Origin of the sequence: Streptomyces sp. WAC07094, from assembly GCF_036320405.1 — a bacterium.
GTDB lineage: Bacteria > Actinomycetota > Actinomycetes > Streptomycetales > Streptomycetaceae > Streptomyces > Streptomyces lannensis.
In genome coordinates this window covers 7014553-7028261 of sequence record NZ_JAVMJZ010000001.1, presented here as the reverse complement: position 1 = coordinate 7028261, position 13709 = coordinate 7014553, and the positions used below count along the sequence as shown (strand labels likewise).

The window sequence follows — 13709 nt, the reverse complement described above, 5'->3', positions numbered from 1 at the left end:
TGACCGGCACCCTATGCGGCCGTTCCGCGCACCGACAACTCCCTTTCGGCGCCGCCTGCGCCCGTCACGTGCTCGGCCGATGCCTTCACGGGCGCGGACGACTGGGCCGTGAACGCGCCGACCAGGACGACCACGCCGCCGATGATCTGCGGTGCCGAGAGGTGCTCGCCGAGCAGCACCCAGGCCAGCACGGTCGCGATGACCGCTTCGAGGCAGGCGACCACACCGGCCACCTGGGGCGAGAGCCGGCGCACGGACACCACCCCGGTGACATACGCGAGGACCGTTGCGATCACGACGATCCACGCCAGCAGCAGCACGGCCGGCACCGAAGTGCCGTTCATGTCCGCCGTGCCCGTCAGGACGGACCAGCGCATGCTCCAGGGACGGGCGACGACGGTGAGCAGGGCGGCCCCGACGATCAGGCCGTATGCGATCACGCCGAGCGGGTCGGGAGCCTCCTCACCGCCCTCGGCGCCCGGGTCGGACAGGACGAAGTAGCCGACCTGGCAGCAGGCGGCGCCCACGGCGAGGAGCAGCCCGAGAAGGTCGAAGCCGAGACCCGACCACACCTCCACGACGCAGGCGAGTCCGCCGACGGCGAGCACCACCCCGACGGCCGCGGCACGCGTCACCGGCCGCCGCTGCACGAAGCGCACCCAGCCGAGGACGAGGGCGGGCGCGAGGTACTCGATGAGCAGGGCGACACCGACGGGTATGCGGGAGAGCGCGGCGAAGTAGCAGGCCTGGACACCGGCCACGGCGAGCAGACCGAACCCGGCGAGCAGCGCGGGACGCGTTCGCACCAGTGCGCGATGGCGCAGGGCGAGGGGCAGCATCACGAGCGCGGCGCCCGTGACCCGCAGCCACACCACGTGGAGCGGGTCGAGCCCCGCCTCGATCAGCGGTTTGGCCGCGACACCCGATCCACCGAAGGCGATCGCCGACACGACGGCGAGTCCGAGCCCGACTCCCCTGCCGCGGCTGCCCTGAGTCCCCTGAGACATATGCACCGGCACATGATGACAGGCGGCGACATGAGCGTCACCCCTGAACGCACCTGTCTCAGCAACTGGACCCGGCCCGCGCGCACGCTCATCCGGGGCCGTCGAACCCGGTTGCGGCGCGGTGACCGGCGTCGCCCTCCTGCGCCCATCGGGCCGCACGCTCGCACACCGCGGCCTCCTCCAGCCGCACCGCCACCGCCCCCGCGTCGACGCCCGCGCGGCCGAGGACTTCCACGGCCCTGGACGTGGGGTCGGCGACGACGGCCGCGAGCAGGTCGACGCCCCGCGCGAGCGGCCGGCCGAGCCGGATCGCTCGACCGTGCGCGGCGTCCAGGGCACCCGCCGCCGCGGGTGACCAGCCGTCCGATTCGGTCAGGAGCGGTACGGCTCCCGAGTCCTCGACGGAGGCCTGCCAGCGCAGGCCGTAGCCGATGGCACGCTGGACGAGATAGCCGAGCAGTCGCGCCACGTGCGGACCGTCGAAGACGGCGCGCACCTCGGGATCGGACTCCAGCAGCGTGTGCAGCAGATGGGCGGTGTCCACCTGCCGGTCCCCGTCCCGCTGCGCCCTTCTGCGCGCGCCCGTCACCACCGCGGCCAGTTCGTCATCGAGCCGTGGATCGTGATCCAGGTGGTGTGCGCCGCGCTCCGCGGCCGGGTGCTGGGACTGAGGCAGTGACACGCCTACCACCTCATCAGCAGCGTCGACTCCGGACATCCCCGGTGGGCAGCATTTGCGCGTCCGACACAGGGTGGGCACCAGTGGGCGGGTTCTCCTCCTTGCGGATGACGTCAGGCCGTTCGCCTCTCAGGGTCGCCGCCGCCGCACGGCTCTCGTCGGCCACGCCTCTCCGGCATTTCTGACGGTTCATCAGTATTGAATGTTCCGGGCCCTGCCGCTACGTTCCGCGACACCGTAGCTGCGCCCGGCGCAGCACCCGACACGAAGGGGTGGCCGCATGGCCGAAGTCAGCGCGGAGGCACGCATCGACGCACCGGCCGACAAGGTGTGGGCCCGGCTCACCGACTGGCCCGCGTACGGAGAGTGGAACGCGACCCACACGAGCTTCCCGAAGGGCGGCCCCGAGGTCCTGGAGGTGGGCGGAACCTTCGAGGAGAACATGAGACTCATGGGCTTCCCCGCCGAGGTCACCTGGACCATCGACGAGTTGCAGCCCGGGCGCGTCCTGGCCATTCGCGGCAAGGGCCCGATGGCCGTGAACGTCGCCACCCGCTACACCCTGACACCGGACGGGGCGACGACCTCCCTCCGCATCGACGGCGAGTTCACCGGCGCGGCCGTCTCCCTCATGGCGGGCAAGCTGAAGGACTCGGCGACCGCCGCACTCGACGAATCGCTCCGCAGACTGGGGTCACTGATGTCCTGACCGTGGTGCGTCCGGACGAGCGGGCGCCCCGCGGCCATGCTGCCGCGGGGCGCCGTATCGGATGAGGAGCCGTTGTCAGTCCTCGTCAGCGAGGATCAGGTACAGCTTCTTGCGGGCGTCGTTGATGACCGACAGGGCCTTGTCGCGCTGGTCCTTGTTGCCGGTCTTCCAGACCTGGCTGAACGCCTCCATCAGACCGAAGCCGGCCTGGCGGATCTCCTGCAGCGCATCCCAGTCGATGCCGCGCGAAGCCTCTTCCCAGGGAGCCTCGGGCCCCTCGTCGGCCGCGGTGCGGCCGGACTCGGTAAGCGAGAACAGCTTCTTGCCGCCCTCCGTCTCACTGGTTATCAACCCCTCGTCCTCCAGGAGCTGCAGGGTCGGATAGACCGAGCCCGGGCTGGGCTTCCATGCCCCTCCACTGCGCTCGCCGATCTCCTGGATCATCTCGTAGCCGTGCATGGGCCGGTCCTTCAGCAGGGCCAGGATCGACGCGCGTACGTCGCCGCGCCGTGCCCTCCCCCTCGGTCCGCCCCTGCCACGCCCACCCCAGGGTCCACCCGGACCGAAGAATCCAGGGCCACCGAAACCCGGGCCGCCGGGCCCACCCGGTCCGAAGGGACCGAAAGCCCCACGCCGGCCGTCGAAGCCGCCCTGAGCGCGATGACCGGGGCCGCCGTGGTGCCCGTGCCGCTCGAATCCGAAGTCCTGTCCACGGGATCGCATAGCAATCACTCCACTCTTTCGTTGATCTGTCGCGATGCGTCAACGATATATCGGCGAAGGGTCACTGACAACCCCCTCCACGCCGCATGAAGGGGCGCGGACGGGCATCCCCGTGCCGCCCCCCACCCCCACCAGCGCCGCAGCACCGCACACGGGGGCTCCGCACGGGGACGGAAAACTTGTCCACCGCCGGGAAACGGCGATACGATCGTGACGTATCACTGATTTTACCGATGTTCAAGGACAAGAGTGAACAAAAGGGCATTCAGTGATGCCGACCGGGGGCTTGTGGAGCCGGACCACCGTTCAGCCCCGAGGACGACAACCGGCCCCGTCGCCATCGCGGCGCGAGCCCCCGGAATGTCGACACATCACCGACGCGTACGGCGCCGACCCGGGCGCCGCGCGTCATCACGGCTCGCCGCGTCACCACGCGGCTCCGCATCCAGGATGCTCGCCCGGCCGTCGTCGCCCCTCGACCCGACTCCGCACCGCCGCGTCGGGCGTCCGGGTCCGCGCGGGGCACGACGTCCTCACGGCAGGAGAATGACCGTGACCCTGAGCAGCGAAAACACTGTGCAGCGACTGCTGATCGACGGCACCTGGCAACAGGCAGCCGACGTACACACCTACGCGGCACACGACCCGTTCACGGGCGAGGTCGCCTCCCGCGCCGCCGCAGCCGTCCCCGCGGAGGTCGTCCGCGCCGTCGAAGCGGCCGAGCGCGCCTTCCCCACCTGGGCTGCGCTGGCGGCCAACGAGCGCAGGCGTGTCCTGTGGACGGTGGGCGAGAGACTCGAGGCACGAGCCGACGAGATGGCCGCGGCGATCACCGCCGAGACGGGCGGCCCCGCAGGCTGGGGCCGACACAACGCCTCGGTTCTCGCCGAGAGGTTCCGCCATGCGGCGAGCGCGGTTCACGAGGCCCTCACCGGGGAGGTCATCCCCTCCGAAATCCCGGGCCGCACCTCCATAGCGATCCGAAAGCCGGTCGGCGTGGTCGCCTGCGTCATCCCGTGGAACGCCCCCGCGCTGCTCGTCGGCAACTCCGTGCCCAACGCACTGGCCGTCGGCAACACCGTGGTGATGAAGGCCTCGGAGCAGACTCCCCGGACCCACGGCCTGATGGCCGAATGCCTCACCGAGGCCGGACTGCCCGCCGGGGTCTACAACCTCGTCACCAACGCACCCGAGAACGCCCCCGAAGTGGTGGACGCGCTGATCGCCCATCCCGCCGTGCGGCGGGTGCACTTCACCGGTTCCACCCTGGTGGGCCGGATCATCGCCGAGAGAACCGCCGCGCTCATGAAGAAGGCGATCCTCGAACTCGGCGGCAAGGCACCCGTGCTGGTTCTCGCCGACGCCGACCTGGACCAGGCCGTCAGCGCATCGGCCTTCGGCGCGTTCACCCACTCCGGCCAGGGCTTCCTTTCGACCGAACGCATCATCGTCGACCGGGCCGTCGCCGACGAGTTCAACCGGCGCCTGGCCCTCCTCGCCACCACTGTCCCTTTCGGCGACCCCCTCGACCCGCACGCCGTGCTCGGTCCCGTCGTCGGATCGGACACCATCTCGCGGCTGTCGGATCTCGTGCGGGAGGCCGTCGCGGCAGGCGCACGGCTCCTGGCCGGCGGAACGCCCGACGGGCCGTGCTTCGCGCCCACCGTGTTGACCGGCATCACCCCGGACATGCGCATCTACCGCGAGGAATCCTTCGGCCCGCTGGTCACCGTCATCACCGTCGACGGACCCGAGGAAGCCCTGCGCGTGGCCAACGACAACGACTACGGGCTCGCCTCGGCCGTCTTCACCCGGAACATCCCTCTCGCCATCGATCTCGCCCAGCGCATCAACGCCGGCAGGTGCCACATCTACGGCACCACCCTCGACGCCGAGCCCCCGACGCCCTTCGGCGGCGCCAGGAACAGCGGCTACGGCAAACCCGGCGGACGCGTCGGCCTTCAGGAGTTCACCCAGCTCCAGTGGATCACCATCGAAGGCCCTCAGCCGCCGCGCCACCCCGACGCCGAGTGACCTCACCCCCACCGGGGCGCGGCACACGACGTCCGGTGGGCGTCCGCGAACATTCCGGGCGGCCGGCCCGCGGCAACCGGCATCCGCACCCGGACACACGGTCGACGACGCGAAGACGGGCCAGACACCCCGGATTGGCCTTGGCACGCGCCGCCGCAGGGCACCTAGCGTCGGATCATGCGGATTCGAATCGTCGACGCCTTCACCGACCGCCCGTTCGCCGGAAACCCGGCGGGGGTCCTGCTCCTCGACTCCTTCCCCGACGACGCATGGCTCCAGAACGTGGCCCGCGAGGTCAACCACGCGGAGACCGCGTTCGCCCACCACCTGCCGGAAGGCGGCGAGGCCGACTGGGCCCTGCGCTGGTTCACGCCCGTCACCGAGGTCGCCCTGTGCGGCCACGCCACCCTGGCCACCGCCCATGTGCTGCGCACCACGGGCACCCACGAGGGCCGCGTACGCTTCGCCACCCGCAGCGGCGTGCTGATCGCCACGCCGCACGAGGACGGCTCCGTCACCCTGGACTTCCCCACCGCGCCGCTGACCCGAGCCGACATCCCGCAGGGCATCGCCGAGGCCCTCGGCGCGCGGCCCCTCACCGCCTTCGACACCGGTCCGAACGTCGGCGACCTGCTCGTCGAACTCGCCGACGAGCAGACGGTCCTGGACCTCGCCCCCGACCACAGGGCGCTGCGCGGACGCTCGGCGCGCGGAATCATCGCCACCGCCGCCGCGGATCCCGGCCGTGGGTACGACTTCGTCTCGCGCTGCTTCTTCCCCGACGTCGGCATCGACGAGGACCCGGTGACGGGCAGCGCACACACCGCCCTGGCGCCCTTCTGGTCCGAACGCCTCGGCCGGCCGGACCTCACCGGACTGCAGGCGTCACCGCGTTCCGGCAGCGTCCGCACCGGACTGCGCGGCGACCGGACCCTGCTCACCGGCCACGCGGTCACCGTCATCGAGGGCGAACTGCTCGTGTGACGGCGGGTCAGGGGTGCGGGGCGCTCACGGCGGCCGTGCACCCCTGCCCGCGCCCTTGCGGGCACTAGGCCGTCGGCAACCACCCCACCTTGCCGGCCAGCAGCGCGTATCCCACGAACGCCCCGATGTCGAGCAGCGAGTGGGCCACGACCAGAGGGCCGACCCTGCCCCAGCGGCGGTACAGGAAGACGAAGACCACACCCATCACCAGGTTGCCGAAGAATCCGCCGATCCCCTGGTAGAGGTGGTAGGAGCCGCGCAGCACCGAGCTGGCCACGAGCGCCGTGCCGGGCGTCCAGCCCAACTGCGCGAGCCGGCGCAGCAGGTAGCCGACGACGATGACCTCCTCGAGGACCGCGTTCTGCACCGCCGACAGCACCAGCACGGGGTACGTCCACCAGACGTCCGGCAGCGCCTCCGGCACCACCGTGAGGTTGGCGCCGAAACCGCGGGCCGCCAGATAGAAGGCGATGCCCGCGGAGCCGATCACGGCCGCGATCGCCGCCCCTCTCCCCAGGTCGGGCCAGGGACGGGCCCGGTCGAAGCCGAGTGTGCGCAGCGAGGTGCCCTCACGCATCAGGAAGTGGGCGACGAGCACCACCGGCACCAGCGCGGTCGCGATCCCGAACAGCTGCCAGGCCAGGTCGAGCCATGGGCGTCCCGGCGCCGCCGAGGCGTTGAGAGTGGCCGCCTGCTCCTTGAGCCCTCCCGGTTTGGTGACCGATCCCACAAAGCTGATCAGCGCGGAGACCCCGCTCGCGCCCAGCGAGAGCGCGAGAACCAGCAGCGTCTCGTCGCGGAGAATCCGTCGCGTCGGCCGCTCCACCATTGAAGTATCGGCCACTGCCCCTGCCTCCACCTGCACTCCCGCCTCCCGTCGAGCGATCCCGCCTCGCCCCATCTTCACCCGGCAAGGGTCTCGCGGGTAGCTGTGAAGATCATGCGCGAGGGGCGTCGAGCGCGAACGGACGCCGAACGCGGGGTCCGGCCTCCTTCGCTCTGTCATACGGGCGCGGCGGGGTCCGGTCTCAGCGGGGGCCCGCGTCGCGGGACACCGCCTGTCCGTGGGTCGCTCCGCGCCGTCCGAGCACGCGCACGCGGCGCCCCGGGCACCGCGGTGCCCGGGGCGGCCGGCGGGGTTCGCGCCGCGGAGGGTCCCTTGATCGGCGGCTCGGGAACACCGCGGCCGTGTCCCACCACGGATCCGCACGGCCGCCGTCGGAACGCCGGCCGAGGCGGGCCCGCCGCGTCGGCCGACGGTTCGCTCACCCCAGCGGCACCGGTTCCGGCAACCCTACGGGCCAGGTGTGCACCGGCTCGCCGACATGCATCAGCGCGCGGTACCGCCTCGTCGTCGCGGCCAGTGCGGCCTGCCGGTCGAGCCCCTGTTCGAGGGCCCGGTGGAAAGTCGCGGCCTGCCAGCTCGCGCCGTTGGCCCGCAGCCGGCACCGTTGCTCGATGACCCCGAGGTAGAGGTCCCGGTCGGCGGGCTCGACGCCCCAGGCCTCCAGACCCGCATGGGCGAGCGGCAGCAACTCGTCGCGTACGAGGTCCACGGCGTCCACCTCGGTGATCCCGCCGTGGCGCCCCCGCCGGGGCCACTGGAGGCGCGCCTCGATGCCGTACCGGCACGCCGTGTCGAAGTTGGCGGCGGCGGCCTCGAACGGCAGCCGTGTCCACACCGGTCGCGGCTCCTCGGCCAGGGCGCGGACGACACCGTAGTAGAAGGCCGTGTTGGCGATGACGTCGATGACGGTGGGTCCGGCGGGCAGCACCCGGTTCTCGACCCGCAGATGCGGAACTCCGTCGGCGATCCCGTACACGGGCCGGTTCCAGCGGTACACGGTGCCGTTGTGCAGGACGAGTTCGGCGAGCGTGGGCGTACCGCCGTCGTCGAGGACGCGCAGTGGGTCCTCGTCGTCGCAGATCGGCAGGAGCGCCGGGAAATAGCGCAGGTTCTCCTCGAACAGCTCGTACGCCGAGGTGATCCAGCGCTCCCCGAACCACGTACGCGGTCGCACTCCCTGCGCCTGCAGTTCGGGCGGCCGGGTGTCGGTGGACTGCTGGAACAACGGCGGCCGGGACTCGCGCCACAGCTCACGCCCGAACAGGAACGGCGAGTTGGCGCCCAGCGCCACCTGGACCGCCGCGACGGCCTGGGCGGCGTTCCAGACGTCCGCGAACCGCCCCGGGGTGACCTGCAGATGCAGCTGGACCGATGTGCAGGCGGCTTCGGGCGCGATCGAGCCCGAGGTGCACTCCAGCCGCTCGACCCCTTCGATGTCGAGCCTGAAGTCCTCGCCGCGCGCGGCCACGATCTGGTCGTTGAGCAGGGTGTAGCGGTCGACCGCGGAAAGGTTGGACGAGACCAGGTCGTCGCGGTCGAGCGTGGGCAGAATACCGATCATCACGATTCCCGCATCGACCTCGTGCGCCTTGCGGTCGGCATATGCGAGAGAAGTGCGCAGCTCCTCGGCGAGCTGATCGAATACACTGCCGCCCAGTCGGTGTGGAGCTATGTTGACTTCCAGGTTGAACATGGCGAGTTCTGTTTGGAAATCGCGGCTCGCAATCCTTTCGAGGACCTGGGCATTCAACATTCTCGGCATGCCGTCGGATCCGATGAGATTCAGTTCGATCTCCAGGCCCATCAGGTTCTTTGGTCGATCGAACCGCTTCTCCTCCAGCAGTCGCGCCAGCCCCGCGAGACACTGCTTGAGCTTGCCGCGGTGGCGCTGCCGATCGGACAGGTCGAACGGCCCCGCCACGACCTTCTCTCCCATCGAAGCGTCCCTCCTGAGATGGGTAGGCCGACGATTCGGCCGCTGCTGTCCATCGGGTCTCGGTGGATGATGCCCCGGCAACGCGATCGATAACGTCCCCGAGCGGCACTGTCGCACGCTAGGCTGGGAGCCGGCGGCTTGCGGCACATTCACGAGGCATGGGGCACAACGCAGTTTCACTGCGAAGGCATGTGGTGAAAAACGCCGACGAGAACCGGCCGTCCGCCACGGACGAGTATTCCGAGGTCGGAGCCTCGACACCCGTCGGACGTCGGGACGATTCCCGCCTTTCATTGACCGGATATCTCCTTGCCGGTCGTTTGCGGAACGACTAGACGAAACACTGCATGAACACGAGTCGTATAAACTTTCCGCACGGGGTAGAGAGTTGGCACTGGCGGCCCCTGAACCCTGGCGTAAAAGTGCCGCCATTCGTCCGGGCACAATTCCCCCGCCCCTGCGACCCCGAGAGCTGACAGCGCTGTCCGCCCGCCCCACCCACGCCTTCGCGTCACCGTGCCTGCCGAATGAGAGGCGACCCACGATGCTGCTGCATGTCCCCCTGGCTCCCGCGCCCGCCCTCCGCTCCGTCCTCACGGCACTCGGTTCCCCCACCGCGGTCCGCGAGGCCCCCACCCCGTCCCTGCGCAGCGCCCAGGGCCCCGCGACACCTGAACTCCCGCTGCCGGTCCATGTTCTGGACCGCATCACCCCGGCGGGTGCCCCCGTCACCCGTCTGGCCGGATGGCGCTTCCTCATCCGCAGCGGCGATCGCGCCGTGGCCGCAGCCGAGACCATGCTGACTCCGGACGGCTGGGCCTTCTCGCACTTCTTCGAGGGCCCGTACGTCACCTCCACCGAGCGAGCCCTGCGCCAGGCGGAGGCCCTGGCACAGCCCTACCAGGCACGACTGCTGTCCGTGCCGGAGCTGTACATGCTCACGCTCTGGCTGCACGGGGACTGCACCGCCGACGGGGCGACCGGTTCTCCCGCAGCGACCGACCTCCTCGTGCCGCTCGCGCCCGCGCCGCCCGGGATCGCTTCCCATCTCCCGCACACCGTCGCCGACCTGCTGCCGGTACTCACGCACCGCATCACCCGCGCTCCGCTGCTCGGCTCACCGACTCCCGCGTAGCCATCGCTCCCTACCGTGCCCCGCCGCCGGAAACGGCCGCGGGGCACGGTGCGTCCCGGGTCGCCGAGGACGGGCGGTGTCGCTCGTTCGTGCCACCTCACGCTCGTACGAGGGACAAAGCGCTGGTCGGACCAGACGGACTAGCCCCTTGCGGCCATCGCGAACCACCCGAAGTGACCGCCGAATCGGGATGAACCGTCCGCCAGGGTGATGCGTCATGAACCTGTGAGGAGCGGTGCTGCGAAATCCCTGCGGATCGACGCCCGTGGGGCAACACTGGGTTCAGACCGAAGCATCAGCGACGGGGGGCGGCCATGAACGACCGGAAGAGCCGCAGGACAGATACGACAGCCATCCCGGACATCACGACAGAGCGAAAGATCCCATCCACCATGTGCCAGCACCAGCCACCGTGCCCGACAGCCGAATCCGCCGACCGGGAATCCGCCCGTCTCGTGGCGCACCACCCGGAGCAGGGATGGAGCCTGCTCTGCAACGGCGTTCTGCTCTTCGAGGACACCGGTGAGCTTCTGCCCGACGGTCAGATCATCGCCCCGCACCGCCCGATGGGCACCGAGGTGATGACCGCCGCCTGAGCGGCGCACAAGGGGCAGTCGCTGCCCTGACATACAAGGGGCCGGCCCGGAGACATACGCTCCGAACCGGCCCCGACGCATGCCGAAGGCCGATTACTCCTCGTAGGCGTCCAGCGGCGGGCAGGAGCAGACCAGGTTCCGGTCACCGAAGGCCTGGTCGATGCGACGCACCGGCGGCCAGTACTTGTCCGCGGCCGAGACCCCGGCCGGGAACACGGCCTCCTCGAGTGTGTACGCGTGCTCCCACGTGCCGCCCAGTGCGGCGGCGGTGTGCGGGGCGTTCCGCAGCGGGTTGTCCTCGGCGGGCCACTCGCCCGAGCCCACCTTCTCGATCTCGGCACGAATGGCGATCATCGCGTCGCAGAACCGGTCGATCTCCGTGAGGTCCTCGGACTCGGTCGGCTCGATCATCAGCGTGCCGGCCACCGGGAACGACATCGTCGGCGCGTGGAAGCCGTAGTCGATCAGCCGCTTGGCGACGTCGTCGACGCTTACGCCGGTCGCCTTGGTCAGCGGGCGCAGGTCGATGATGCACTCGTGCGCGACCAGGCCGCCCGGACCGGTGTAGAGCACCGGGTAGTGCGGCTCGAGGCGCTTGGCGATGTAGTTGGCCGACAGCACGGCCACCTGCGTGGCGCTCTTGAGACCCTCGCCGCCCATGAGGCGGACGTACGCCCACGAGATCGGCAGGATGCCCGCGGATCCCCACGGAGCGGCCGAGATCGGGCCGACGCCCGTCTCCGGACCGGCCGCCGGCTGCAGCGGGTGGTTCGGCAGGTGCGGCGCCAGGTGCGCGCGCACACCGACCGGGCCGACACCCGGACCGCCGCCGCCGTGCGGGATGCAGAACGTCTTGTGCAGGTTCAGGTGCGAGACGTCGCCGCCGAAGTGGCCCGGCTTGGCCAGGCCCACCAGGGCGTTGAGGTTGGCGCCGTCGACGTACACCTGGCCGCCGGCCTCGTGCACGGCCGCGCAGATGTCGGCGACGTGCTCCTCGAACACACCGTGGGTGGACGGGTACGTGATCATCAGTACGGACAGTTCGTCGCGGTACTGCTCGATCTTGGCCCGCAGGTCCGCGATGTCGACCTCGCCGTCCTCGGCCGTCTTCACCACGACCACCTTCATGCCGGCCATCACCGCGCTGGCGGCGTTGGTGCCGTGCGCGGAGGACGGGATGAGGCAGACGGTGCGCTGGTGGTCGCCGTTGGCGCGGTGGTAGCCGCGTACGGCGAGCAGACCGGCCAGCTCGCCCTGCGAACCGGCGTTGGGCTGCAGGGAGACCTTGTCGTAGCCCGTGACCTCGGCGAGCTGCTCCTCCAGCTCACGGATGAGCGTGAGGTAGCCCTGCGCCTGCTCGGCGGGCGCGAACGGGTGGAGCTGACCGAACTCGGGCCAGGTGACCGGCTCCATCTCCGTGGTCGCGTTGAGCTTCATGGTGCAGGACCCCAGCGGGATCATGCCCCGGTCGAGCGCGTAGTCCCGGTCCGCCAGCCGGCGCAGATAGCGCAGCATCGCGGTCTCGGAGCGGTGCTGGTGGAAGACCGGGTGGGTGAGGTAGTCGTCGCTGCGCAGCAGGCCCTCGGAAAGCGCGTCCTCGGTGTCCGCGTCCAGCGCCTCGATGTCGCCCTCGACCCCGCACGCGGTCCACACCGCGGCCAGCTGGGCCCGTCCGGTCGTCTCGTCGCAGGCGATCGACACATGGTCGGCGTCGACGAGGCGCAGGTTCACCCCGCGCTCGCGTGCGGTGGCGACGACCGCGTCGGCGCGGCCGGGCACCCGCACGGTCAAGGTGTCGAAGTAGGCGCCGTGGACGACCTCCACCCCGCCGGCGGTGAGACCCGCGGCGAGTATCGCCGCATACCGGTGGGTGCGCCGCGCGATGGTCCGCAGGCCCTCGGGCCCGTGGTAGACGGCGTACATACCGGCCATCACGGCGAGCAGCACCTGTGCGGTGCAGATGTTGCTCGTCGCCTTCTCGCGACGGATGTGCTGCTCACGGGTCTGCAGGGCGAGGCGGTAGGCCTTGTGGCCGTCGGCGTCCACGGAGACGCCCACGAGCCGGCCGGGCAGGCTGCGGGCGAACTTCTCGCGCACCGCCATGTATCCGGCGTGCGGTCCGCCGAAGCCCATCGGCACGCCGAAGCGCTGGGTGGTGCCCACGGCGATGTCCGCGCCCAGCTCACCGGGCGAGGTGAGCAGGGTCAGCGCCAGCAGATCCGCCGCGACGGTGACGACGGCGCCCAGCTCGTGTGCCTGCTCGACGACCGGCCTGATGTCGCGCACGGCACCGGAGGCGCCCGGGTACTGGATCAGTACGCCGTTGATCTCGCGCTCCGCGATCTCGGCCGGGATGCCCTCGCCGAGGTCGGCGACGACGACCTCCACGCCGGTCGGCTCGGCACGGGTCTGGATCACTGCGATCGTCTGCGGAAGGGCGTCCGCGTCGATCAGGAAGAGGCCCTTCTTGTTCCGGCCCATGCGGCGGGACAGCGCCATCGCCTCGGCGGCGGCCGTGCCCTCGTCGAGGAGGGAGGCGCCGGAGGTCGGCAGACCGGTGAGGTCGGCCACCATGGTCTGGAAGTTCAGCAGGGCCTCGAGGCGGCCCTGGGAGATCTCCGGCTGGTAGGGCGTGTACGCGGTGTACCAGGCCGGGTTCTCCATCACGTTCCGCAGGATCACCGGCGGCGTGAAGGTCCCGTAGTAGCCGAGGCCGATCATGGAGTCGAGGATCTGGTTGCGATCGGCGAGCGAGCGCAGCTCGGCCAGCACCTCGCGCTCGGTGCGCGCACCCGGCAGGTCCAGGGCGTCCGTGTTCTTGATCACATCCGGGACCGCTGCGGACGTGAGCTCGTCGAGCGAGCCGTAGCCGACCTGCGCGAGCATCTTCGCGCGGGCCTCGAGGTCGGGACCGATGTGGCGCTGCTCGAAGGGCGTCCCTCGTTCGAGCTCGGCGAGGGGAATGCGGTGGGCGGTCATTGCGGAGGCCTCCTGGTCTGACACGACCTTCGAGGGGCACCACGGCACGGGTACCCCGACGGCCTCCCCCTCTGTCATCT

General features: G+C 70.7%; 11 protein-coding genes. 5 read left to right on the top strand and 6 right to left on the bottom strand.

Annotated elements, in window-relative coordinates; all coding sequences use genetic code 11:
• Positions 1-11 precede the first annotated feature (11 nt).
• Together RCR19_RS31225 and RCR19_RS31220 are read right to left on the bottom strand one after the other, a co-directional pair.
• Positions 12-1019 (bottom strand): EamA family transporter, encoded by a 1008-nt coding sequence (locus tag RCR19_RS31225; RefSeq protein ID WP_331268141.1) that lies wholly within the window; start codon positions 1017-1019, stop codon positions 12-14.
• A 76-nt stretch (positions 1020-1095) separates the two neighbouring features.
• On the bottom strand, positions 1096-1689 hold the full coding sequence (locus tag RCR19_RS31220; protein WP_331268140.1) for a Clp protease N-terminal domain-containing protein: 594 nt from the start codon (positions 1687-1689) through the stop codon (positions 1096-1098).
• 277 nt (positions 1690-1966) lie between these two features.
• On the opposite strand from RCR19_RS31220, the gene RCR19_RS31215 reads away from it, so the two are divergent.
• Positions 1967-2395 carry an SRPBCC family protein gene (locus RCR19_RS31215; protein ID WP_331268139.1) on the top strand — a complete coding sequence of 143 codons (429 nt, stop codon included), beginning with the start codon at positions 1967-1969 and terminating at the stop codon, positions 2393-2395.
• A gap of 75 nt (positions 2396-2470) precedes the next feature.
• Here RCR19_RS31215 and RCR19_RS31210 read toward each other — a convergent pair whose 3' ends face one another.
• Positions 2471-3118, bottom strand: a complete 648-nt coding sequence (locus RCR19_RS31210) for a PadR family transcriptional regulator (protein WP_331268138.1) — start codon at positions 3116-3118, stop codon at positions 2471-2473.
• Positions 3119-3670: 552 nt separating this feature from the next.
• On the opposite strand from RCR19_RS31210, the gene RCR19_RS31205 reads away from it, so the two are divergent.
• Complete coding sequence (locus RCR19_RS31205) at positions 3671-5152, top strand: aldehyde dehydrogenase family protein (RefSeq protein WP_331268137.1); 1482 nt, start codon at positions 3671-3673, stop codon at positions 5150-5152.
• A 177-nt stretch (positions 5153-5329) separates the two neighbouring features.
• The gene (locus RCR19_RS31200; RefSeq protein ID WP_331268136.1) at positions 5330-6136 is read left to right on the top strand and encodes a PhzF family phenazine biosynthesis protein; all 807 of its coding nucleotides are present in this window, start codon (positions 5330-5332) and stop codon (positions 6134-6136) included.
• 64 nt (positions 6137-6200) lie between these two features.
• Here the strand turns inward: RCR19_RS31200 and RCR19_RS31195 are convergent, their stop codons facing one another.
• Positions 6201-6965, bottom strand: a complete 765-nt coding sequence (locus RCR19_RS31195) for a CPBP family intramembrane glutamic endopeptidase (protein ID WP_331269601.1) — start codon at positions 6963-6965, stop codon at positions 6201-6203.
• A 436-nt stretch (positions 6966-7401) separates the two neighbouring features.
• On the bottom strand, positions 7402-8919 hold the full coding sequence (locus RCR19_RS31190) for a glutamate-cysteine ligase family protein (RefSeq protein WP_331268135.1): 1518 nt from the start codon (positions 8917-8919) through the stop codon (positions 7402-7404).
• A 544-nt stretch (positions 8920-9463) separates the two neighbouring features.
• Between RCR19_RS31190 and RCR19_RS31185 the strand changes: the two genes are divergently transcribed.
• The gene (locus RCR19_RS31185; protein ID WP_059126600.1) at positions 9464-10054 is read left to right on the top strand and encodes a hypothetical protein; all 591 of its coding nucleotides are present in this window, start codon (positions 9464-9466) and stop codon (positions 10052-10054) included.
• Between the two features lie 392 nt (positions 10055-10446).
• On the top strand, positions 10447-10650 hold the full coding sequence (locus RCR19_RS31180; RefSeq protein ID WP_059126858.1) for a DUF5999 family protein: 204 nt from the start codon (positions 10447-10449) through the stop codon (positions 10648-10650).
• 93 nt (positions 10651-10743) lie between these two features.
• On the opposite strand, the gene gcvP is transcribed toward RCR19_RS31180, so the two are convergent.
• Positions 10744-13629: an aminomethyl-transferring glycine dehydrogenase gene (gcvP, locus tag RCR19_RS31175; RefSeq protein ID WP_331268134.1), complete on the bottom strand. Its 2886-nt coding sequence runs from the start codon at positions 13627-13629 to the stop codon at positions 10744-10746.
• Between the last annotated feature and the right edge of the window lie 80 nt (positions 13630-13709).

What these genes read in the sequence shown, in the direction of transcription:
- RCR19_RS31215 (WP_331268139.1), top strand. Translation starts at nt 1,967, where the DNA reads ATGGCCGAAGTCAGCGCGGAGGCACGCATCGACGCACCGGCCGACAAG.
- gcvP (WP_331268134.1), bottom strand. Translation starts at nt 13,629, where the DNA reads ATGACCGCCCACCGCATTCCCCTCGCCGAGCTCGAACGAGGGACGCCC.
- RCR19_RS31190 (WP_331268135.1), bottom strand. Translation starts at nt 8,919, where the DNA reads ATGGGAGAGAAGGTCGTGGCGGGGCCGTTCGACCTGTCCGATCGGCAG.
- RCR19_RS31195 (WP_331269601.1), bottom strand. Translation starts at nt 6,965, where the DNA reads ATGGTGGAGCGGCCGACGCGACGGATTCTCCGCGACGAGACGCTGCTG.
- RCR19_RS31180 (WP_059126858.1), top strand. Translation starts at nt 10,447, where the DNA reads ATGTGCCAGCACCAGCCACCGTGCCCGACAGCCGAATCCGCCGACCGG.
- RCR19_RS31210 (WP_331268138.1), bottom strand. Translation starts at nt 3,118, where the DNA reads ATGCGATCCCGTGGACAGGACTTCGGATTCGAGCGGCACGGGCACCAC.
- RCR19_RS31200 (WP_331268136.1), top strand. Translation starts at nt 5,330, where the DNA reads ATGCGGATTCGAATCGTCGACGCCTTCACCGACCGCCCGTTCGCCGGA.
- RCR19_RS31185 (WP_059126600.1), top strand. Translation starts at nt 9,464, where the DNA reads ATGCTGCTGCATGTCCCCCTGGCTCCCGCGCCCGCCCTCCGCTCCGTC.